Annotated in this window: 17 protein-coding genes and 2 pseudogenes; 8 read left to right on the top strand and 11 right to left on the bottom strand. The window is 43.7% G+C overall.

Features of this window, described 5'->3' with window-relative positions:
• Positions 1 to 46 precede the first annotated feature (46 nt).
• Positions 47 to 448, top strand: a complete 402-nt coding sequence (locus AC4CU3_RS09390) for a hypothetical protein (RefSeq protein ID WP_490738156.1) — start codon at positions 47 to 49, stop codon at positions 446 to 448.
• 48 nt (positions 449 to 496) lie between these two features.
• Here AC4CU3_RS09390 and AC4CU3_RS09385 read toward each other — a convergent pair whose 3' ends face one another.
• A complete protein-coding gene (locus tag AC4CU3_RS09385) occupies positions 497 to 1,144 on the bottom strand; it encodes an START domain-containing protein (protein ID WP_279663580.1) in 648 nt (215 codons plus the stop codon).
• Between the two features lie 59 nt (positions 1,145 to 1,203).
• Positions 1,204 to 2,025, bottom strand: a complete 822-nt coding sequence (gene dapB / locus AC4CU3_RS09380; RefSeq protein ID WP_490738155.1) for a 4-hydroxy-tetrahydrodipicolinate reductase — start codon at positions 2,023 to 2,025, stop codon at positions 1,204 to 1,206.
• 197 nt (positions 2,026 to 2,222) lie between these two features.
• Here dapB and AC4CU3_RS09375 point away from each other — a divergent pair, with 197 nt between their 5' ends.
• Positions 2,223 to 2,462: a hypothetical protein gene (locus AC4CU3_RS09375; RefSeq protein WP_279663576.1), complete on the top strand. Its 240-nt coding sequence runs from the start codon at positions 2,223 to 2,225 to the stop codon at positions 2,460 to 2,462.
• A gap of 63 nt (positions 2,463 to 2,525) precedes the next feature.
• On the opposite strand, the gene dnaJ is transcribed toward AC4CU3_RS09375, so the two are convergent.
• The 4 genes from dnaJ to AC4CU3_RS09355 form a co-directional block, all read right to left on the bottom strand.
• On the bottom strand, positions 2,526 to 3,644 hold the full coding sequence (dnaJ, locus tag AC4CU3_RS09370; RefSeq protein WP_004978425.1) for a molecular chaperone DnaJ: 1,119 nt from the start codon (positions 3,642 to 3,644) through the stop codon (positions 2,526 to 2,528).
• Positions 3,645 to 3,749: 105 nt separating this feature from the next.
• On the bottom strand, positions 3,750 to 4,127 hold the full coding sequence (locus AC4CU3_RS09365; protein WP_004978426.1) for a hypothetical protein: 378 nt from the start codon (positions 4,125 to 4,127) through the stop codon (positions 3,750 to 3,752).
• Positions 4,128 to 4,258: 131 nt separating this feature from the next.
• Complete coding sequence (locus AC4CU3_RS09360) at positions 4,259 to 7,396, bottom strand: efflux RND transporter permease subunit (RefSeq protein WP_490738154.1); 3,138 nt, start codon at positions 7,394 to 7,396, stop codon at positions 4,259 to 4,261.
• Between the two features lie 2 nt (positions 7,397 to 7,398).
• Complete coding sequence (locus AC4CU3_RS09355) at positions 7,399 to 8,499, bottom strand: efflux RND transporter periplasmic adaptor subunit (RefSeq protein WP_125273791.1); 1,101 nt, start codon at positions 8,497 to 8,499, stop codon at positions 7,399 to 7,401.
• A gap of 149 nt (positions 8,500 to 8,648) precedes the next feature.
• Between AC4CU3_RS09355 and AC4CU3_RS09350 the strand changes: the two genes are divergently transcribed.
• The 4 genes from AC4CU3_RS09350 (at position 8,649) to AC4CU3_RS09335 (ending at position 14,830) form a co-directional block, all read left to right on the top strand.
• A complete protein-coding gene (locus AC4CU3_RS09350; protein WP_270428725.1) occupies positions 8,649 to 9,275 on the top strand; it encodes a TetR/AcrR family transcriptional regulator in 627 nt (208 codons plus the stop codon).
• A 204-nt stretch (positions 9,276 to 9,479) separates the two neighbouring features.
• Positions 9,480 to 12,164, top strand: a complete 2,685-nt coding sequence (gene ppc / locus AC4CU3_RS09345) for a phosphoenolpyruvate carboxylase (protein ID WP_490738153.1) — start codon at positions 9,480 to 9,482, stop codon at positions 12,162 to 12,164.
• A gap of 299 nt (positions 12,165 to 12,463) precedes the next feature.
• The gene (locus tag AC4CU3_RS09340) at positions 12,464 to 13,765 is read left to right on the top strand and encodes a solute carrier family 23 protein (protein ID WP_004691860.1); all 1,302 of its coding nucleotides are present in this window, start codon (positions 12,464 to 12,466) and stop codon (positions 13,763 to 13,765) included.
• 159 nt (positions 13,766 to 13,924) lie between these two features.
• Positions 13,925 to 14,830 (top strand): LysR family transcriptional regulator, encoded by a 906-nt coding sequence (locus AC4CU3_RS09335; RefSeq protein ID WP_490738151.1) that lies wholly within the window; start codon positions 13,925 to 13,927, stop codon positions 14,828 to 14,830.
• On the opposite strand, the gene AC4CU3_RS09330 is transcribed toward AC4CU3_RS09335, so the two are convergent.
• Positions 14,827 to 15,564 (bottom strand): sulfite exporter TauE/SafE family protein, encoded by a 738-nt coding sequence (locus AC4CU3_RS09330; protein WP_490738150.1) that lies wholly within the window; start codon positions 15,562 to 15,564, stop codon positions 14,827 to 14,829. The two genes, AC4CU3_RS09335 and AC4CU3_RS09330, sit on opposite strands and share 4 nt — an antisense overlap.
• Before the next feature lie 161 nt (positions 15,565 to 15,725).
• Positions 15,726 to 16,388 (bottom strand): annotated as a pseudogene (locus AC4CU3_RS09325) (TonB-dependent siderophore receptor); the annotation flags it as partial.
• Positions 16,389 to 16,423: 35 nt separating this feature from the next.
• Here AC4CU3_RS09325 and AC4CU3_RS09320 point away from each other — a divergent pair.
• A complete protein-coding gene (locus AC4CU3_RS09320) occupies positions 16,424 to 16,729 on the top strand; it encodes an IS630 transposase-related protein (RefSeq protein ID WP_000122230.1) in 306 nt (101 codons plus the stop codon).
• 47 nt (positions 16,730 to 16,776) lie between these two features.
• Positions 16,777 to 17,166 (top strand): annotated as a pseudogene (locus tag AC4CU3_RS09315) (transposase); the annotation flags it as partial.
• On the opposite strand, the gene AC4CU3_RS09310 reads toward AC4CU3_RS09315, so the two are convergent.
• The 3 genes from AC4CU3_RS09310 to AC4CU3_RS09300 all read right to left on the bottom strand — a co-directional run bounded on the left by AC4CU3_RS09310 (position 17,088) and on the right by AC4CU3_RS09300 (position 21,326).
• Positions 17,088 to 18,716 carry a TonB-dependent siderophore receptor gene (locus AC4CU3_RS09310; protein ID WP_490738149.1) on the bottom strand — a complete coding sequence of 543 codons (1,629 nt, stop codon included), beginning with the start codon at positions 18,714 to 18,716 and terminating at the stop codon, positions 17,088 to 17,090. The pseudogene AC4CU3_RS09315 and the gene AC4CU3_RS09310 overlap by 79 nt on opposite strands.
• An 80-nt stretch (positions 18,717 to 18,796) precedes the next feature.
• The gene (locus tag AC4CU3_RS09305; RefSeq protein WP_176537626.1) at positions 18,797 to 19,825 is read right to left on the bottom strand and encodes an IS701 family transposase; all 1,029 of its coding nucleotides are present in this window, start codon (positions 19,823 to 19,825) and stop codon (positions 18,797 to 18,799) included.
• A gap of 202 nt (positions 19,826 to 20,027) precedes the next feature.
• On the bottom strand, positions 20,028 to 21,326 hold the full coding sequence (locus tag AC4CU3_RS09300; RefSeq protein WP_234965027.1) for a hypothetical protein: 1,299 nt from the start codon (positions 21,324 to 21,326) through the stop codon (positions 20,028 to 20,030).
• Positions 21,327 to 21,371: the final 45 nt, after the last annotated feature.

The following is a 21,371-nucleotide window of genomic DNA, read 5'->3' as shown; positions in this document are numbered from 1 at the left end:
GAATTATGCTTCTGTCATTCGTTCACAACCATAAATAGGCACTTTTATGAAAAAAATAATCATATCTCTCTTTTGCTTATTGAGCTTATCGGCTTGCCAACCGCCACATGTTTCGCAGCAAGTACAACAGCAGCATTTTATTTGTAAAGCCCTGATTGAAGGGTTTCTGAAAACGCAAAATTTAACTGATTATCAGTTTTTAAGTTTAGCGCCGAGCTTGACTGAAACCTCGACCCAACGGACCTATCAATTTCGGTTGAACAATGAACGTGAAATGCAGATGAACTTGCCCCGCCAGAAAAATTTACAGTTCCAATGTGACCAAAGCAGTGCTGAAAACTTCAAGATCTCGCTCGCTGGTGAAGGAGATGCCATGCTCAGTTTAATCCAGTTAGACCTGCCTAAGGCTTCAACCTTAGAGCTGCTGAGCGCTTATCAACAGCCTTAAGTTTTAAAACATAAAAAGCCTGCATTGCAGGCTTCTTCGTCTTCAAAATTAACGTAAGGCAACTGGTAAATGGGCAGGAGTATCTTCTTGTTCCAGCAATTGATTTTTCATTTTTTGCAGCATTTGATAGGGTTGTTGTTGGACAAACATATTCACAAACTTCAGTGGTATCGATCCCTCAGGGTTGGCATAGCCCGAGGTCGAAACCTTGACTTTATTTGGTCCCAATTTCTGAAAGGTCCAATCGCCCTCATAATGATTTAGACGCACATAATCTGGATTTTTAAGGATGTTTTTATCAATCGCTTTATTTTTAATGCTAATAATGCCCTGACTGTCCTTGGTCATTTTCCCCTGCACCACCAAGTCGCGATCTTTTAAAGGAAAAGGAAAATCCAGCACCATATACAGCTGAAACTCGCCTTTTTTATCATCGCGCGACAAGACTTTCACACTGCCCATATACGGCACCCATTTCACCGCATGGTCAACATCTAAGATCAATGACACTGCTTTTTCAATCGGCACATCAAACGTGGTTTCAGCCTTATATAAAAAGACCGGATTTTGCGCATTTTGATAGGTCCAAACTTTAATATTATTTTTATGAATACTGAGTTTGGCTTGATCCATAGGTTTGGCCTGTGCTGTCGTCATCACGACAACAACACAAGCCATATACATGACTTTTTTCATTCTATTCTTCGTCTTATTTTAGTTTTTTATCTTGTTTTTATGGCGAATTAAGCAGGTTTTTAAACTTGAATGTCGTTAAAACCCAGTACATCTTTCATGTCATATTTACGTGCTTCACGTCCTACCACCCAAGCCGCAGCACGTACCGCACCCGAAGCAAAGTTCATACGGTTAGTCGCTTTATGGGTAATTTCAACACGCTCACCATCAGCAATAAACATAGCTGTATGTTCACCGACAATATCGCCGCCACGAATGGTTTGGAAACCAATACTTTGACGCTCACGGGATCCTGTATGACCTTCACGGCAATACACTGCATCGGTTTTCAAGTCACGACCTAAAGCACCCGCAATGGCCTCACCCATCATCAACGCTGTGCCTGATGGTGCATCGACTTTATGACGGTGATGCGCTTCAATCACTTCAATATCCACTGTGTCGCCAAAGACTTTAGACGCCAATTCCAAAAGTTTAATCGAAACATTGACCCCCACAGAATAGTTGGCTGCATAGACCACAGGTGTTTGAGTGGCAGAGTCATCCAAATAGACCTTTTGTTCGTCATTCATGCCCGTGGTACCAATGACAATGGCAACCCCAGCTTCACGACAAATTTTTAAATGCTGAACAGTCGCTACTGGTGCAGTGAAGTCAATGATCACATCACAATCTTTCACTACCGCTTCCAGACTCCCCACCACTTTCACGCCGAGGCTGCCAATACCTGCAAGCTCACCTGCATCTGTACCAACCAGTGAGCTTTCAGGGCGTTCCACTGCCGCAGCCAGTTGATAGCCTGCTTCGTGTACCGCTTGAATAAGGATGCGACCCATACGGCCGCCGGCACCTAAGACACCAATGCGTGGAGCTGCTGACATAACATATTCCTAATCTAGCTTCAAAATTGCTCTTACTATAGCAAAACTGATTGCCCAGACTAAGGTTTGTTGGGCATTTTCATCGAAAAAATCGCTTTATTTTCAAACATGATTTCTCCAGCTTTTCACAAATTTGCAATCAATCTTACGCAGACTAGGTTCGCGTTTAAAAACAACTTTAAAATGAGGAAAATAGAATGAAAGCAAAGGTACTTTTTCTAGCGATGGCGTTTGGGGGCAGTTGGGCACAGGTTCAGGCTGAACCCGCTGTTCAAGTGGGAGATACCTTAGAAAGTTTGTCGCAGGTCAAGATCACCACCAGCACACATCCCAAAGCACAGGCCGAGCAACAAGTACCAGCCACTGCACCTATGGCCGAAGAAATGGTATCGGTTGAAGAGATCGATCAACCTGAGTTGCCCGCAGAAGCGCAATAACATAAAAAAAGCGGGAAAATCTTCCCGCTCTTTTCAACACCAATTCAGACGTACTGTATTCAATTAATCAAACAGTCGGTCAAAGAAAGACTTTTTCTTTGGTGATGATTTGTGATCATCTCCATCTAAAGTTTCTTGCAACTCTTTCAACAGTTCACGTTGACGTGCTGTTAAGTTGACTGGCGTTTCAATCACGATACGGCAGAGTAAGTCACCTTGCATACTGGTACGTACAGGTTTAACCCCTTTGCCACGTAAACGGAACATTTTACCTGTTTGTGTGCCTTCAGGAATTTTCAAACTCACACGACCTTCGAGTGTCGGGATTTCAATTTCTTTACCCAAAGCAGCATCGGCAATGCTCACAGGGACATCCATATACAGGTCTGCACCATCACGTTGGAAGATTTCGTGCTCACGCACCACCACTTCTACGTACAAGTCGCCTGACTGACCATCACGAATCGCTTCGCCTTTACCCGTTAAACGAACGCGGTCACCGTTGTCGACGCCCGCAGGAATCGTCACTTCTAAGGTTTGTTGACGGTCTTTAACGCCTGAACCATGACAAGTATTACATGGGTTCTTAATGATCTTACCCTGACCGCGACAAGTGCTACAGGTCTGCTGTACAGAGAAGAAACCTTGCTGCATGCGAACCTGACCTGCACCATGACAAGTTTTACAGGTTTCAACATCGTTCGGGTTTTTAGAGCCTTTACCATCACAGGTTTCACATGGCGCTGGTGCAGTAAAAGTAATGGTTTTTTTCACCCCTCTTACAGCTTCTTCCAACGTCAGTTCCATCACATAACGTAAGTCAGAACCACGACGTGCACGCTGTTGACCACGGCCACCGCCGCCACCAAATGCACCACCGAAAATGTCACCGAATTGACTGAAAATGTCTTCTGCGCTGAAACCACCACCGAAGCCGCCTCCGCCGCCCATACCACCTTCAAAGGCTTGATGCCCCATACGGTCATACATGCTGCGCTTTTCGCTATCCGATAAAATTTCATAAGCTTCAGCCGCTTCTTTAAATTTCTCTTCAGCTTCAGCATTGTCAGGGTTGCGGTCCGGATGATATTTCATCGCCAACTTACGGTAGGCTTTTTTAATTTCATCATCACTAGCGGTTTTAGCAACACCTAAAACCTCATAATAATCACGTTTAGCCATGTCTGGCGATGCTCCTCACGGAATTTATTTAATACTCAACTGTGGTCTGAAATTGGGTTCAAACCAAGTTTTACAAGGGGGGTGTTTGAAAAAAAATCAGTAGAATTAGAAAACTGCTTTATTTTTCAAAAATTTAGACAGGCCTTTAAACCATGCATTTAGAAGGAAGAGAAATGCAATACAGCTAAAAACCACACCTGCAACCGTGCATGCAGTCACCCACAATGCGCTGTCCCAAGTGAAGAAAATAAGAGGAATAAACCACAATGCTGCAAATAAAGCCAAAATGCTATAAATCACAATATTGCGCATGACCCAGAGTGCTTGCGCTTGTAACCACACTTCGGCATGATCAATTTGCGTGACTTTTCGGGCATACCAATAGGAAAATGCGCCACTAATCACAGTAAACAAAGCCAAAAACATGAAGACATAAGAAATCGCGATAGAGCGGCGATACTTGGTTACATTGTCTTGCATCATGCGTTTAACCCCATTTGCCACATCGTTGGTTTTTTAATGTGTAGCAAAAAACTGCTTTATAAAAATGCCATAAATTTCAGGTGCTACTATATTGAAATTTTCAACGTTTCGCACCTGATATTGGCATAAATTTACGGCTTATGGCTAATTTTTTTTACTTTAAACCACTGCGCGTACAAGGCAGGTAAAAAGAACAGGGTTAATAGCGTCGCCACAATTAGTCCGCCCATGATCGCAACGGCCATAGGTCCAAAGAAAATACTTCTAGACAATGGGATCATCGCCAGAACTGCTGCCAATGCCGTCAGCACAATTGGACGACAACGTCGCACCGTCGCATCGATGATCGCATCCCATGATTCATGCCCCGCTTGAATATCTTGCTCAATCTGATCAATCAAGATCAGCGAGTTACGCATGATCATGCCTGACAAGGCAATGGTGCCCAACATTGCAACAAAACCAAAAGGTTTATTGAACAACAGCAGAAACAACACCACGCCGATTAAACCTAAAGGTGCAGTGAGCAAGACAATCGTGGCACGAGACATACTGCGCAGTTGAATCATCAGCAAAGTCATGACTACGGCCAAGAACAAAGGCATACCCGCTGCAACCGATTTACCCCCACGCGCAGACTCTTCCACTGTGCCGCCGACTTCAACCAAATAACCATTCGGCAGTTCCGCACGCAGCTGATTCATCTGCTCAGCCATTTCATCCACCACGGTGGCAGGCTGTAACTTGGTCCGAATATCTGCGCGTACCGTAATGGTCGGTAGGCGGTTACGATGCCAAATCAAACCTTCTTCAAAGCTATAATCAATTTTGGCAATTTGTGCCAACGGTACTGTTCCGCCATTTGAAGTTGGAACGGCAAGGCTTGCCAGTGATGCTACTTCAACCCGCTCGGCTTGATCGCCACGTAAACGGATTTCAATCAGTTCTCGTTTCTCACGGTACTGGTTAATGGTGGCACCCGAAATTGAGCTGTTCAAGAAATTGGCCAAATCTAAACTCGACACCCCCATTTGGCGGGCACGGTCTTGGTCAATCTCTAGATTGATCATCTTGCTTGGTTCACCCCAGTCCAAATGCACATTGGTGGTGTTGGGGTTAGCACTCAGCATCGCCGCGACTTTATCCGCCCAAGCACGCACTTGGGTCAAGTCTTCACCCGATACGCGATATTGAAGTGGATAACCGACAGGTGGACCGTTTTCAAGTAAAGAGACGCGAGTACGTACATCAGGCAATAACTGACGAATTTGCGTGTCTAGGGATTTGCGAATTTCATTGCGATCATCCAGTGAAGAAGCCAAGACCACAAACTGAGCAAAGCTGGCCTGTGGTAGCTGCTGATCGAGCGGTAAATAAAAACGTGGCGAGCCTGTGCCCACATATGCCACATAATTATCTATACCTTCTTGCTTCGACAGGAACTGTTCAACTTTTTTCACCGCATTTTCAGTTGCCGTTAAAGATGCACCTTCTTCAAGTTTTAAGTCGACCAAAATTTCGGCACGATTTGAAGGCGGGAAAAACTGCTGTGGTACTAACTTAAACATCAACACCGAGAGTACAAAAATAGCCACCGTCGTTGCAATGACCGTTTTGCGATAGGTCACACACAGATCGACCCAACGGCGAAAACCTTGATAGAACTTAGTTTGATAAGGATCATGATGCTCACCTGCATGATGCACCATCGGCTGAGGTTCTGGCTGTTTGCGCAAACGTGCCCACAAACAGCTATACCACGGCGCTTTTTGAATCAGCTCTTTATTAAAATCGGGCAGGAGTTTGTCGCCCAAATAAGGCACAAACAACACCGCTGCAAACCAAGACACAATTAAGGCAATGGTCACCACTTGGAAAATAGAACGAGTGTATTCACCTGTACTGGACGCTGCCGTGGCAATCGGTAAAAAGCCCGCAGCGGTAATCAAAGTTCCCGTCAACATTGGGAAAGCCGTCGTTCGCCACGCATGCCCTGCTGCTTGTAGTCGACTGTAGCCTTGCTCCATTTTGATCGCCATCATTTCCACGGCAATAATGGCATCATCAACCAAGAGGCCCAGCGCTAAAATGAGCGCACCCAAAGAAATTTTATGGAGACCGACATCAAAAATATTCATGCCTGCAAAGGTCATGGCCAAGACCAGTGGAATGGAGAATGCCACCACCAGTCCAGTACGGAAACCCAGCGAGAAAAAACTGACTAGCAGTACAATAATCACCGCTTCAGCCAAAACTTTCATGAACTCGTTGACACTACGCTTCACCGCAACAGGCTGATCTGAAACTTTTTTCAGCTCCATACCTAAAGGTAAGGTTTTTTGCAGCTTGGAAAACTCAGTTTCTAAGTTTTTACCCAAAGCCAAGATGTCGCCGCCTTTACGCATCGATACCGCAATGCCAATGCCATTTTCCCCCATAAAGCGCATACGGGGTTGAGCGGGTTCACTAAAGCCACGATAGACGTCGGCAACGTCGCTCAGCTGGATGGTTTTCCCATTGACCAATAAAGGCATACGTTGCAGTTCTTCAACGCTCTTAATTTGCCCTGTGACTCGGAGTTGAATACGATCCGATTCTGTTTCAAAAAAGCCTGCACTGGCCATGGTATTTTGCTGTTGCAGGGCTTGTTGCACCGCTGTCACAGGAATGCCTAACTGTGCCGACTTGGTGTTGGAAATTTCAATCCAAATCTTTTGATCTTGCAGCCCAACCAAGTTGACCTTGGCGACATCTTTGACGCGTTGTAGTTGTAACTGTAGACGGTCGGCATATTCTTTCATCACCGCATAATCAAAGTCTTTACCAGTCAGCACATAAATATTGCCGAAAGTATCGCCGAACTCATCATTAAAGAATGGTCCTTGTACCCCATTGGGCAGCTGATGTTTGATGTCTCCAACCTTCTTGCGTACGTCATACCACACATCTGGTATCTCACTGGAGCGCATGGCATCTCGTGCCACAAAAGTCACCATCGACTCGCCGGGTCTGGAGTAGGCCATAATGCGCTCATACTTACCCGTGGTCATCAGCTCTTTTTCAATACGGTCGGTCACTTGTTCAGACACCTCGCGCGCCGTTGCACCCGGCCAATAGGTCTGTACCACCATCACTTTAAAGGTAAAAGGTGGGTCTTCGCTTTGTGCAAGTTTGGAATAAGACACCACACCCACGATGCCCAGTAACAACATCAAATAAAGGACCAAGCCCTTATTTTTTAAGGCCCATTCCGACAGGTTATAGTTCATACTTAACTCCCTATCGCAATCTTGACCGTTTTATTGTCACGGCTAATCGGTTGAATTTTTTGTTTTTCACGCAGTAAATGCACCCCACCCACCACGACATAGTCCTTTGGCTGTAAACCTGAACGAATGGTAACGCTGTCTCGACCATACTCCCCCACACTGACAGGGACTTTACGAATGCTGTTATCAGTATTCACCACCCAGACATAAGCATTTTTACCCGCAGCGGAAACACTGGCTAAAGGTACACTCAACACATTGCTTTCAGTTGAGCTGAAAAATACCCGTGCACTCTGTCCCAGTTGAATCGTATTTTGTCCTTCACGCAAAGCCACTTTGACACTAAAAGTACGTGACTGATCTGCGGCAGGCGAAATTTCACGGACGTAGGCAGCAAAACGTTCATCAGGTTTAGACCACAAAGTGACTAGGGCATCTTGTCCGACTTTAATCTGAGCAATGGCTTGTTCAGGCACACCAATCACCACTTCACGATCACCTGAAATGGCCAGTTGAAACGCGGGTTGCCCTGCTGAAATCACCTGTCCAATTTCAATATTACGCTCGGTAATCACGCCGTTTTTATTGGCGATCAGTTGGTTATAACTGGTTTGATTTTGCGTAACGTTGTAATTGGCTTGTGCTTGTTTCAAGCTCGATAGTGCGGCTTTATATTGATTTTCAACGCTGTCGTACTGTGAACGACTCACCGCATTACTCGGTAACAATTGCTTAAAGCGTTTGAGTTCATCCTGCGCATTTTTTTCAGCCGCTTGTGCACTTTCTAACTGTGCTTTGGCTGCATTTAATTGTAACTGGGCATCTTGTACATCTAAACGTGCTAAAACTTGTCCAACTTTGACTTGGTCACCCACATCGACCAGACGCTCCGTAACTTGTCCCCCAACACGAAAGGACAGTGCAGTTTGTTGGCGGGCTTGCACTTCGCCTGCATAGCTTTTTTGTTCTAGATGCGTGGTATTCGGTTGGCTCACCATTACCAAAGGCACCGACTCTGGTTCGGTCGTGTCTTTGCTACATCCCCACAAGGTGATACTACACACCACCATCATACTTGCCACAAGGGTCTGAATTTTGCTCATGAAGTCTGCTCTTCTTCCATAACCACCAATTAATCAGGCACAATATCCAGACTTAATTTGGTTATTTTTTAATTAATATACTGCATAGTACACTAATTAAAGATATGCTCAGATGTAAATGACTTTTTGAACTTTTTTTAGGAAAATGTGTGCAAACTTCAGCAGGACGTCCCAAGGATTTAGAAAAACGGCAACGTATTTTGGAGGTGGCACGTCAGTTGTTTTTACAACATGGCTACCACGGCTCCAGCATAGACCATATTGCCAAGGAAGCGCACGTCACCAAACTCACGGTGTATAACCATTTTCAAGACAAAGCCAATCTGTTCAGTTGTGCGATTGAGGAAACCTGTGAAAAGCTGATGCTGGGTCGTTCTTTTCAATTGCAACGTGCCGAAGACTTTGTGCCCATGCTCGAACAGATTTGTGCGCTATCGATGCATATTATTAACCTGCCTGAGGCCATCAAGCTGGAGCACTTACTATTACAGCTGGCCGCTGAACAAAATCCTTTGCTAGAGAACTTCTATAAAGCCTCCCACCTCAAAATGCGGGCGATTTGGGAACAGTTCTTTGACCAAGCCCAAACCTTAGGCGTGCTTCAGTTTGAACAGGTCAACGAGGTCATCACCTTATTAATGTCTCTGCTGTTTGGATACCGTCACCAAGAAATGTTGTTGGGGATGAATGAAGTGCCCAATGCCGAACAACGCGAGCAACTGATTCGAGAAGCCATTGCGATTTTTTTATTAAAATACCCCATACAAAAACCGTAAGATTCGGCTAATCAAATTTATATTTTTTATAATTAATTCAAATACTTGGGATTAAAACCATCTTTATTTTAAAACAATTGCTTGCCCTAAGTGGTTCATTTGATTCTAAATTCAGCAATTAATCCCCTACTTTTGTCTGCCCCTACTTGGATTGTCATCGAATCGGGGTATAGTCAAATTAAGAACAACGAGGGAATAATAATCATGATTCAACAAATTGATGCTCCACTACGTGAAGATGTCCGATTACTCGGTAACCTATTGGGTGAAACCCTCAAGGAGCATGCAGGACAAGATTTGTTTAATCAGGTCGAGCAAATTCGGGCCTTATCCAAAGGGGCACGGGATGGTCAAGTCGAAGCCGAAAAACAGCTGGAACAACTGTTTTTCAGCCTTGAAGATGATGAAATTCTGCCGCTGACACGTGCCTTTACCCACTTTTTGAACTTTGCCAATATTGCAGAGCAATATCATGTGGTCCGTAGCCGTCGTCAAAGTGAATTTGATGAGACCGCACCCTCTCCAAATCCACTCGACCACCTTTTTGCTAAATTTAAAAATAACGACATTTCAACCGATACGCTGTTCCAGCAAATCTGTGATTTAAATATTGAACTGGTTCTGACCGCTCACCCCACTGAAGTCAGCCGTCGTACCCTGATCCAAAAATATGATGGTATCAACGATGCCTTATTTAAAATGGATCAGCAAAAACTAACTCCTCGTGAGCGTCAAACAGTCCTTGAAGACTTAAAACAACTGATCTGTTCGGCATGGCAGACCGATGAAATTCGTCAACACCGTCCAACCCCAGTCGATGAAGCAAAATGGGGTTTCACCACCATTGAGCAAACCTTATGGAATGCCGTACCGAAGTTCATGCGTGAACTAGACGGCATGGTAATAGAGCACTGTGGGCAACGTCTGCCTCTCCATGTCGCACCTGTACGTTTCGCTTCATGGATGGGTGGTGACCGTGACGGCAACCCGAATGTGACACACAACATTACTCAAGAAGTCCTGTGGCTATCGCGTTGGAAAGCGGCTGATCTTTACTTACGTGACATTGAAGACTTGCGTTGGGAACTGTCGATTCAAAGTTGTAGTGATGAACTGCGTCAAGCCTTGGGTCAAGACCATCCTGAACCCTACCGCGAATATTTACGCGATACCCGCGAACGGCTAAAAGCTACGCGCCATTGGCTCGCAGAAAAACTGCGCGGTGCCGATGCCGATGACAGCTTGGTGATTAAAGCCAAAGAGGAACTGTTACAGCCTTTACTGCTGTGTTATCGCTCTTTGATTGCCAGCAACCTGCCTGAAATTGCCAATGGCAAATTGCTAGACTTTATCCATCGAGTGAACTGTTTCGGGATTGAACTGCTAAAACTGGATATTCGCCAAGAGTCAGGACGTCATCGCCAAGCGATTTCCGCCATTACTGAATATTTGGGTCTGGGTAATTTTGAAACGTGGACCGAACAAGCGCGCCAAAACTTCTTATTGCAAGAGCTACAAAGCAAACGTCCACTGTTGCCCAAGCATTTAAATGAACCTGCGCAAAGTTTAATTGAGCAACCCGAAGTACAAGAAGTGTTTTCCACCATGCGTACTTTGGCGGCGCAGCCTCAAGAAAGTTTAGGTGCCTACATTATTTCGATGGCTGAATATCCAAGTGATGTGCTGGCGGTACTGCTTTTGCAAAAAGAAGCAGGTATACAACATCCACTACGTGTGGTGCCATTGTTCGAAACATTAAAAGACTTAGATGGCGCCGCAGCCACCATGAATACCCTATTCAATATGCATTGGTATAAACAGCATATTCAGGGCAAGCATGAAGTGATGATTGGCTACTCAGACTCGGCAAAAGATGCAGGCTTTATGTCAGCCAATTGGGCACAGTACCGTGCGCAAGAAGAATTAACCGCGATTGCAAAAACGCATGGCGTACAACTCACACTATTTCATGGTCGTGGCGGTTCCATCAGCCGTGGCGGTGCGCCAACGCAACAAGCCCTGTTTTCACAGCCACCCGGTTCGATTTCAGGTGCAATTCGAGTCACTGAACAAGGTGAAATGATTCGCTTCAAGTTTGGCCTAGAAGGCATTGCGCTACAAAACCTAGAGATTTATACCGCTGCCACTTTAGAAGCCACTTTACTTCCACCACCCGTCCCAAAACCTGAGTGGCGCGAGTTAATGCACAGCATGACCGATTTGTCGGTACAGGTATATCGTCAGACCGTGCGAGAAAACCCACACTTCGTAAAGTATTTACGTACAGTCACGCCAGAGCTTGAACTGCAAATGTTACCGCTTGGCTCACGCCCTGCAAAACGTAAAGTCACTGGCGGCATTGAGTCCTTACGTGCCATTCCTTGGGTATTTGCGTGGACCCAGATTCGTTTGATGCTACCCGCTTGGTTGGGTACAGGCGCGGCAATTAACCAAGTGATTGATCAAGGACATAAAGCCACCTTAGATGAAATGCTGGTGGCATGGCCGTATTTCCAAACCCTGATTGATATGTTGGAAATGGTGCTCTCAAAGTCTGATGCTCATGTAGCGCTATATTATGAGTCGCACCTGACCGATGATGAGGACTTGAAAGTGCTCGGTGAACATCTACGTCAGCGCTTAAAGTATGCAGTGCAAACCCTCTTGGCGCTTAAAGGTGAGTCTAAACTCCTCAGCAGTAACGAAGTTTTAGATCAGTCAATGAGAGTGCGCAAACCGTATTTATTGCCTCTGCATTTACTCCAAGCAGAGTTAATGAAACGTCGTCGCCGTTACCTAGAAGAGCGTCAGGAAACAAATACACCTGTAGATCATGCACTTATGGTAAGTATCGCAGGCATTGCAGCGGGTCTTCGTAACACAGGATAAAGTTTTAAGCCCACTCCATTTAAAGCACATCACTATGATGTGCTTTTTTATTGACCGCATGGTCAAACCTTTTATAATTTTTTATCAATCCAATCATAAATATTTATGAATGAGCGATTGGCTAAATTTACCAATTAAACCTTGATTTTTCATTATTTTTAAAAATTAAAAGTTTTACCATACGGTAAAAAGTTCTGAAAAGTCATAAGATTAGTTTGAACAATTTTTTGTATCACTGATTAAATCTTCTAAAAAACAAGAGTATGATGTGCACAATTTATCTTTAGAGTGCTCAAAAAATGTCCAATTGGTTTCCCAAATGGCGCCCGTACGAAGGCAATATCGATGCACGTCCTGTTGGCACAAGTGAATACCTCCCTGCTTCACAAAGTGCAATTTTAGGTGTGCAGCATGCCTTTGCCATGTTTGGAGCAACGGTTCTTGCACCTTTCTTAATGGGCTTCGATCCCAACCTTGCTATTTTAATGTCCGGGATTTGTACCATCTTGTTCTTTATTATGACGGGTGGACGTGTTCCAAGCTATTTAGGTTCAAGTTTTGCCTTTATTGGGGTCGTGATTGCAGCAACGGGCTATACCGCATCGGGCACAGGCGCACTCAATCCAAATTTAGCTATGGCGGGCGGCGGTATTATTGCCTGCGGCGTGCTCTATACCTTGTTTGGTTTTATGGTCATGGCAACGGGCACTAAGTGGATTGAAAAACTGATGCCGCCTGTGGTGACAGGTGCTGTGGTGATGATTATTGGTCTCAACCTTGCGCCAGTGACGGTCAAAGGCGTTGCGGGCAATTCCTTTAATATGTGGATGGCACTAGTTACCGTATTATGTATGGGCTCGATTGCAGTCTTTACCCGTGGTTTATTGCAGCGTCTCTTATTATTAATTGGTTTGTTACTGTCTTACTTGGTCTATTTCATCGTGACCAATGTTATGGGCTATGGCACAGCGATTAATTTTACCCCGATTCAACAAGCCGCTTGGTTTGGTTTACCGACTTTCCATGCGCCTGAATTTAATGCCAATGCCATGATGATCATTGCACCAATTGCGTTAATTTTGGTGGCAGAAAACCTCGGTCATATTAAAGCCGTGAGTGCGATGACCGGTGAAAACCTTGATCCGCACATTGGTAAAGCGTTTGTTGCCGATGGTGTCGCAACGACATTAGCAGGCGGTGTCGGCGCACCAGGCATGACCACCTATGGTGAAAACATTGGAGTCATGGCAGTCACACGAGTTTACTCGACCATCATTTTTGCCATCGCAGGTGTGTTTGCCATTTTCTTGGGTCTGTCACCGAAATTTGGTGCCATCATCCATACCATTCCGACCGCGATTTTAACCGGTGCGTCGATTGTGGTGTTTGGTTTGATTACCATCGCGGGTGCAAAAATTTGGATTGAAAACAAAGTCGATTTTTCACAGAACAAAAACCTGATGGTCGCTGCAGTCACCATCATTTTAGGTACAGGTGATTTTGCCTTACAAATTGGCAACTTTAACTTGGGTGGTATTGGTACTGCTACGTTTGCAGCATTGTTCTTAAACTGGTTCTTCAGCTTAGGGCAAAAAGATTAATCCGCCTTATCTTTTGAGAGTTCATTTTTGATCGCAGCCTTCGGGCTGCTTTTTTTGGTCTAATGCTCTGACTCCGATTACACACGCCGCTACGCTAAAAGGATGTCTCAAAGCGCAAAAAGGACTAAGATAAAGCAACATTTCCGCTTTGACCCTGCCATGCGCTTTGATTTTTTTGATCTGCAATTGTTTATCAATATCCTGAGTACAGGCAGTCTGACCAAAGGTGCAGAACGTTCCGCCATTTCTTTACAGGCTGCCAGTGAGCGGATTAAAAAATTAGAACAGCATTTTGAAGTCAGTTTATTTACCCGCCATGCAACTGGGGTAAAAGCGACCCTTGCTGGACAAACCTTTACGGAACATGCACAGCACTTGCTGCAACAACAGCAGCAATTACAACAAGCCATGCTGCCCTTTGCCCACAGTGCAACGAGCAACATTATATTGTGGTGCAACTCATCGGCACAGAGTGAGTACTTACCGCACTTATTGCCGCAGTATTTAATGGAAAATCCGAAGATTCATATTGAATTGAAAGAAGCCGAGACCAATGACATCATTCAGGCCCTCAGTACAGGCACGGCGCAGTTAGGACTGATCTCTGGTTTTTTTGATGCGGGACAGCTTGAAACTCAAGAGTTTGCTGAAGACCCGTTGGTACTGATCTGCCCAAGCCAGCATCCACTTGCCACTGCGGCACAACTAGAACTGGGAGAATTACTGCAACATCCGTTTGTGGGCCTCATGCAATATCACTCCTTACAACAGTCAATAGAAGCGCAAGCCAAACGCTTAGGCTGTGACATCCACTATCGTCTACGGGTGCCGAACTTTGCCGCGATTGCCCAAGTCGTTGCGAATGGCGTCGGCATTGCGATTATTCCCAAACGGGCAGCCCTGCGTTTAAAAGCACAGTATGATTTTCAGCAAATTGAACTCTTAGGCAAATGGGCCAACCGCAAGTTGCTATTAGCAGCACGGTGTTTTGATCAGCTCCCCACAGATTATCAACGCTTTAGTCAATTCCTCTTGAGCCAACATGACCAACCCATTGCGCATTAAAGCCAGCCCAATTGATGTAAAACCATATAACTGCCAAATAAGACTAGGCCCACAAAGAACACCTTACGAAAGGCTTGCTCAGGGATGCGATAGCGAATTTTGGTGCCCAACCACATTCCGAGCAATGCAGGCAGTAGAGCGATCAACGACAGTTGATAGTCAATGGGGGTGTCTTCAACAGGATTTAGATGTAAATACACGGCCAAACATAAAGTTGAAACGGTAAAGGTAAGGCCGAGCGATTGTACCAAATCATCCCGTTTCAAATGCAAGGACTGCAAATACGGCACCACGGGAATCACCACCACTCCTGTCGCCACCGTCAAAGCACCGCCCAAATAGCCCATAATCGGTGATAAATATTTTTCATACGGGGCTAAGTTGGGCATGTTTTTGGCAAACAAACCATATAGACCGTAAATGGCCAGCATCCCGCCCAACAAGGCTTCACTTTGAAATTCGCCATGTCCGAGCGTAGGAAAAACACTCCAAACTGAACCAATGATCATACCCACCAGCAACGGCCAAAAGCGTTGTACCAGTCGCAGTACACGTCCTTCTGCGAACAATTGCCAGAAGTTCGTGACCATGGAAGGGATAATCAGCAAAGTTGCCGCTTGAAATGGACTAATCACCAAAGATAAAAGTCCCATCGAAACGGCGGGCAAACCCAGACCAATGGTACCCTTAATCATGCCTGCGACAGCAAAAACAAAAATAACAAAAGCAAGCATGACGCTTCTCTCTAAACACTTAGCGCCATGCTATAAAATTTAAATCTGGGCTCATATCACTGTTTTTAGAAGTAAGCCTCAACCAAAGATTGAGGCTTACTAGAAAGAATGGTCTAGACTCAACTGTTATTGAATCCAGATGTGATGCAGTGCGATTCTGCTTAGTATTTGAAATTTAGGCTGAAGCGGAAAGTACGTGGATCGCCCCAATTGACCAATTGCGCATTTGGCGTGGTGCCGACTAAATACTCTTTATCAAACAGGTTTTTTACGCTGAATTTTGCGCCCCAATTTTTCGCCTCATAACCGGCACTGACGTCATACAGCGTATAGCTCAATAGTGGCACATAATCAGTCCCACGTTGTGCTGTACGCTCGCCTTGATAATTCGCACTGGCACCAATATTCCAGCCCAGTTGATCACCACCAAAGAAGTATTGGGTTGATAAAGAGGCGGCATTTTTAGGCACATGGTTAATTCGTTTGCCGATATCATTGGTGGTGGTACTTTCTGTCGTTTCCGCAGTAGGAATATAACTATAGGTTGCGGTCAAGTTCCATTGATCCGTCAACGCAGCGGATAACTCAGTCTCAAAACCTTTGGTTTTTTGTTCACCGATTTGCACAGAATAACCGAGGGTAGAATCCGACTCAGTCACGTTCTGACGGGTTAAATCATAATAAGCCACATAGCCTTGCAGCCGTTGATTCAGCCCTTGGAACTTAACCCCAACCTCAAACTGCTCTCCCTCTTCAGGGTCCAATAATGTTCCGCCAGCGCCAGTGTCGCTCACAGGAAAGAATGAAGTTGCATAACTCACATATAGTCAAATCATTATAAAACCAATACAATGGTGCAATGAGTTATTCAGAACATTTTAGACGTAAAATTTTAGCTAAGCTTGAGGAAGGTTATTCTATTCGAGCGGTAGCTGCACAATTTGAAATTAATAAAAATACCATTGTTGAATGGAAGAAACGTATAGAGATTAAAAAAACTCGTGTACGTAAACCTTCTAAAATTAACGATGATGCTTTACGTGAAGATGTTGAAAAGTATCCTGATGCTTATCAATATGAACGTGCTGCACGTTTTAATTGTGGTGTTTCATCTATTGGTGCTGCATTAAAGCGCTTAAATATTACAGTTAAAAAAAGACGTTAAGCCATCCTAAAGCAGATACAAAGCTTAGGGATAAATTTATTCTGCAAGTGAATGAATTAGAAAAAAACCATCCGATTATTTATCTGGATGAAAGTGGTTTTAAGTCACATGATTATAGACCTCATGGCTACTCACGAAAAGGAGTACCCTGTTTATGGCAATATAATTGGCAATTAAAGAATCAGACCAATGCCATTGGAGCAATCCATGAGGGTAAGTTATTTTCAGTCGGTTTATTTGACTGCAAAATCAATTCAGATGTTTTTCATTTTTGGATTGAGCAATTCCTCATACCGGCATTACCAGAAAATAGTGTAGTGGTTATGGATAATGCAGCATTTCATAAAAGAGCAGATATTCAGGAGTTATTGGAACAACAAGGGCATAAAATTCTTTGGCTTCCTGCATACAGCCCTGATTTAAATCCTATAGAACACATGTGGGCATGGGTTAAACGTAAGCGTAAAGAATGGTTGATCGACTCAGTCGATGAGTTATTTCGAGTTTTTTTCGAATCTTGTATGAATAATAAAGTAGTTTGACTATAGGGAGCAAACTTATCATTAATCTGATACATCAAAGATGCATTACCCGTGAAAGCATTGTCCGAGTTTTTCAGCGTCGTATCATTGAAAAGGTCATCGACTTCGACCTGTGTCCAGTCATGACGACCCGATAAGCCCAAGATCCAATGATCATCAATTTTAAAATTATTACGCAGATATACGCCCATATATTGGGTATCTGTAATTTGATGCGATTTGGTCGTGGTCGCCTTTGCGATAGGCGTATAGATCGGATTATCGGCATTAAAGGATGACAAGCTGTTACTACGGCGCTCGTAGTCACTGCGCTCATGCATCATGTCCAAACCAACCATCAAATCATATTGGGTTTTGCCCCAATCAAAATGACGTGACAAATTATGATCCAGCACAAAATTCACATCGTTTTTAATCTGTCTTTCCACCGTCCGGTTGATGGTCGGTAAAGTGTTATTACTCCCCGCCAATACAAGATTGTTATCTGCATCGGTTTTGGTGACCGCAAAATTTTGTTTAAAGGTCCAGCCATTATCAAAATAATGCGCATAGTTCGAACCTAAGCGCAAAACATCGACCGTATTACTTAGATTCGGCGCACCAAAAAATAAGGTCTGTGAATAGTTTTTATAAGCGCCATTGCTATAGGGAATCCCCTGCTGGCGAATAAAATCCCGATACTGATAGCTGGCAATCACAGACAGTTCGTCTTTTTCACCTAAGTCAAAATTATAAGACGGTGCAATATAATAATTTTTATAATAAACATAATCGGTTGGATCATCTTGGTCAGAGGCATGACCCACCACACGAAACGCCCCTTTTTCGCTATCATTTGGCGCATAGTTGATATCAAATGTGCCATCCACAAAGGCATTGCTGCCATAGCTCACACTGCCCCGAGAAAAAGTTTTAGCTTCAGGACGTTTGGTGGTTAAGTTAACTAAGCCGCCCGGTAAGGCAAAGCCAAAACCAGTCGATGTCGGCCCTTTCACCACTTCAATCGACTCAAGACCTGAGATATCTTCTGCTCTTAAAACATTATCCGATGCTTGTATGCGTAAACCATCAATATACGTTTGCGAACTCGAAATTTGCCCACGAATAATAAAATCATCCCAACCACGGCGACCATACTGTCCTGCGGTAACCCCCGCTACGCCCTGCAAGGCTTCAGACAGTGTTTTCGCTTGTTTCTGTTCCAGTTGTTTTTCACTAATCACGCTGATCGATTGCGCGGTTTCAAACAGCGGTGCATCGGAACGTAAAACAGCTGATGCCGTTTTGGCTGCATATGCCGCTTTTGCATCTACATCTTGGGCTTCAAATTGCAAAGTCGGTAAAACTTGGGATGATGCTGTTTCCTGTGTCTCGCCCTGAGCAAACGCTGCTGTAGTCATCACGGCCAGAATGGATAAACTCAAAGAAGAAATATGAAAACGCATAACATCGATCAATAGACAGAAAGAATGCTAATTATAATCATTTTCATTTGGAAGCCTATTTATTTAGGACTTACGCACTATTATTTATAGATTCTCTGTGGTAGCAGATGATTTTTATCGAGAATAAAGTCATCAATGAAGTTTTTGATAACTGGTCTAAATAATTTCTTCTGCCAACGATATACATTTTCAAAGATCCGCTCAAACTGGTTCTTTTGTATCTCAACGTAGGCCATCAAGGCTGAAAAAATATGATTCGAAATCAGTTTAGATCGTCTTACTTGAAACTTTTCAATATGACAAACCTGTTTAATCACTCGGTGATATTGTTCTATTTTCCAATGACTTGAATGTAATTCATGAAAACCCTCAAAGGACAATAAATCATCTTCATCTTGATGCACAATATAAAACCTCTGCTGTTCTTTTAACTGAGTCTTAAATAATTGTACAAAGCCAAAATCTTTGAGCCAGACCACTTGACCCTGATGGAAATTCGGCAATAAACGCAGTTGAAACCATTGTCCTTTTTCTGGGGAAACCTTACGGTTACAGTCGATACCAAACATAAATCGAATACCATATTTTCTTATGGTTTTTAGATTTCCAGTCGATGAATACCAACTATCACCTGTAATAAATTGAATCTTTGCACCCCAACTGAGTACTTCACTTAACATATCCATAAAGTAATCATTCTTGGTTTTACTTTCAGATTTGTCATAAATTCGGAAATTAATTGGAATATTTTGACCATTCTGATCTGTCGCATACAAGGTAATGAGATTAATACCCTTGACGGATCGGTGGTGTTTGCCTGACCAAAAATAGCTAACCAAGTCCATATGTTGACTATAGGGTTTATCTAAAACAGTATCATCAATACTGACTATAAGTTTATTATTATCAATATGTTGAATTGCTTCTTGATATAGGTCGTGAGGTGTGTAGTCTTCACGTTCTAGAAAGCGATTTACACTATCATGCGAGATGTTATAAGTCTCGGCAAGTTGTGTGCAGCTAATAGAGTTCGGTTCTGTCATGAGAAAGCCCATATAAATGGGTAATGTACAAGTTGCTGTAGAAGCATGTTTAATTCGTCTGATCACAGATACTTTATAAAGTATTTTAATACTTTTTTGAATCCGTCAATGCGTAAGTCCTATTATTAATAAAATTTAACAATGAATTTAATTGTTAAACCTCATTAACATTATTAATAAGCACTTCAATGACTCAGTCTAGAAACACCATCGGCTTTGGGTTTCATGTGTAATTGGGCTGTTTTGATCAATAAGATATATACAAAACTCAGCCTTCGCTTTCATCCACAGGGTCGGTTTTATATTGATCTTCCAGCACATTACTGAAAATACTTTCAATCATCCAGACGCGATACAGACTATTAAAGACATAGCTCTGTCCATCCACGCGCAGTTCAATCACAGGGAAATCAGGCTGGGACTTCATTTCACAGAGCATGTCATTTTCTTGAAGCTTGGCTTCCACATCTTCGATGATCAATGCTGTGATTTCCAATTCTTGCATCAGTTGATCAAAATGCGATTTAAAGGATAAATCTTTGCCTTGGGTCCAAACGGCTTTCAAAATCCGATACATGGCATCAACGCGCTGCTCTTCAGGTACGCTATAAAATAACTGTGCCATCGCCAAAGTGGCTGCTTGCGTCGGACGGCAAAACGGTGTGAATTTGATTTCTGTCCGTTTGGATAAACGCGTTGCCAAACTCCAATCAAATCCGTCTCGACCGTGATAACTGAGCGGGTAGACATTGAGCTGAATATTATAATAATCGGCCAGTTCTTCTTTAATATAAGCCAATAACAACCATGAAATTGGATCTTCTAGCGCAACGTATAGATCTAACTCTGGATCGAGCGCCTGAATTTCATTTAACTCTTCAGCATCACTAATCAAATGCTCACGCCAATCAATATGATTGATCAAGAAAATTGGGTTATCGGTAAATAATTTTTGTTGTTTTAAACGACGCGTTAAACGCAGCAGATCATCGACGGCATGATACTGACGGTCACCGAGCTGGAAGTAACTGGCCAGTACCGCATCATCATTAAAAATACGTTCTGGAAAGTTTTGCTCTTGATGATGACGGCTGGCCATCGCATATAAGGTGCGCAGCTTACCTTCTTGTTTTTGCCACAGCATGTGAAACACATCTTCCAGCAAATACAAAAAGTCCTGCCCACGCAGCGGCGTATGCCGCAAGATGGTTTCTGCTTGGCTCAATGCCTCTGGACTGGGTTGTTCTGGCGTTTCGTGAAAGCTAAAACGGTGCTGACGCGACAGAATTTTGGCATCATTTAAACAATAAGTTTGCCATTCCAAAGCCGACATTTGGTTCGGAGGTTCAGCAGCCTGACTGGAAATGACCACCTTCAATGGCTTCAGTTCATCCGCTAAAATTTCTTCAATTTGTGGTAACTGCTGAACCGCTAAATAGCTATATACATCGTCGAGGCGTAAATGAATACTCAAGCCTTGTTCTGTAGATACGACCGTTTGACGAATCGGTTTTTGATAAAACCAACGCGATCGAATCGGATCGAACCATCGACGCAACAGTGACATGAGCAAAGCCTCTAAATTAAACCCTTGAAAGTACTACAAGGGTTT

Source organism: Acinetobacter sp. 802_lipA (genome assembly GCF_058242885.1).
The sequence above is the reverse complement of the archived record's forward strand: the minus strand, read 5'-3'. Positions and strand labels throughout refer to the sequence as shown.

Bases quoted from the DNA above. Each gene is read 5' to 3' on its own strand.
- AC4CU3_RS09335 (WP_490738151.1), top strand. From the start codon at position 13,925: ATGCGCTTTGATTTTTTTGATCTGCAATTGTTTATCAATATCCTGAGT.
- AC4CU3_RS09300 (WP_234965027.1), bottom strand. From the start codon at position 21,326: ATGTCACTGTTGCGTCGATGGTTCGATCCGATTCGATCGCGTTGGTTT.
- dnaJ (WP_004978425.1), bottom strand. From the start codon at position 3,644: ATGGCTAAACGTGATTATTATGAGGTTTTAGGTGTTGCTAAAACCGCT.
- AC4CU3_RS09385 (WP_279663580.1), bottom strand. From the start codon at position 1,144: ATGAAAAAAGTCATGTATATGGCTTGTGTTGTTGTCGTGATGACGACA.
- AC4CU3_RS09375 (WP_279663576.1), top strand. From the start codon at position 2,223: ATGAAAGCAAAGGTACTTTTTCTAGCGATGGCGTTTGGGGGCAGTTGG.
- AC4CU3_RS09330 (WP_490738150.1), bottom strand. From the start codon at position 15,564: ATGCTTGCTTTTGTTATTTTTGTTTTTGCTGTCGCAGGCATGATTAAG.
- AC4CU3_RS09360 (WP_490738154.1), bottom strand. From the start codon at position 7,396: ATGAACTATAACCTGTCGGAATGGGCCTTAAAAAATAAGGGCTTGGTC.
- AC4CU3_RS09355 (WP_125273791.1), bottom strand. From the start codon at position 8,499: ATGAGCAAAATTCAGACCCTTGTGGCAAGTATGATGGTGGTGTGTAGT.
- dapB (WP_490738155.1), bottom strand. From the start codon at position 2,025: ATGTCAGCAGCTCCACGCATTGGTGTCTTAGGTGCCGGCGGCCGTATG.
- ppc (WP_490738153.1), top strand. From the start codon at position 9,480: ATGATTCAACAAATTGATGCTCCACTACGTGAAGATGTCCGATTACTC.
- AC4CU3_RS09340 (WP_004691860.1), top strand. From the start codon at position 12,464: ATGTCCAATTGGTTTCCCAAATGGCGCCCGTACGAAGGCAATATCGAT.
- AC4CU3_RS09365 (WP_004978426.1), bottom strand. From the start codon at position 4,127: ATGATGCAAGACAATGTAACCAAGTATCGCCGCTCTATCGCGATTTCT.
- AC4CU3_RS09310 (WP_490738149.1), bottom strand. From the start codon at position 18,716: ATGCGTTTTCATATTTCTTCTTTGAGTTTATCCATTCTGGCCGTGATG.
- AC4CU3_RS09390 (WP_490738156.1), top strand. From the start codon at position 47: ATGAAAAAAATAATCATATCTCTCTTTTGCTTATTGAGCTTATCGGCT.
- AC4CU3_RS09320 (WP_000122230.1), top strand. From the start codon at position 16,424: ATGAGTTATTCAGAACATTTTAGACGTAAAATTTTAGCTAAGCTTGAG.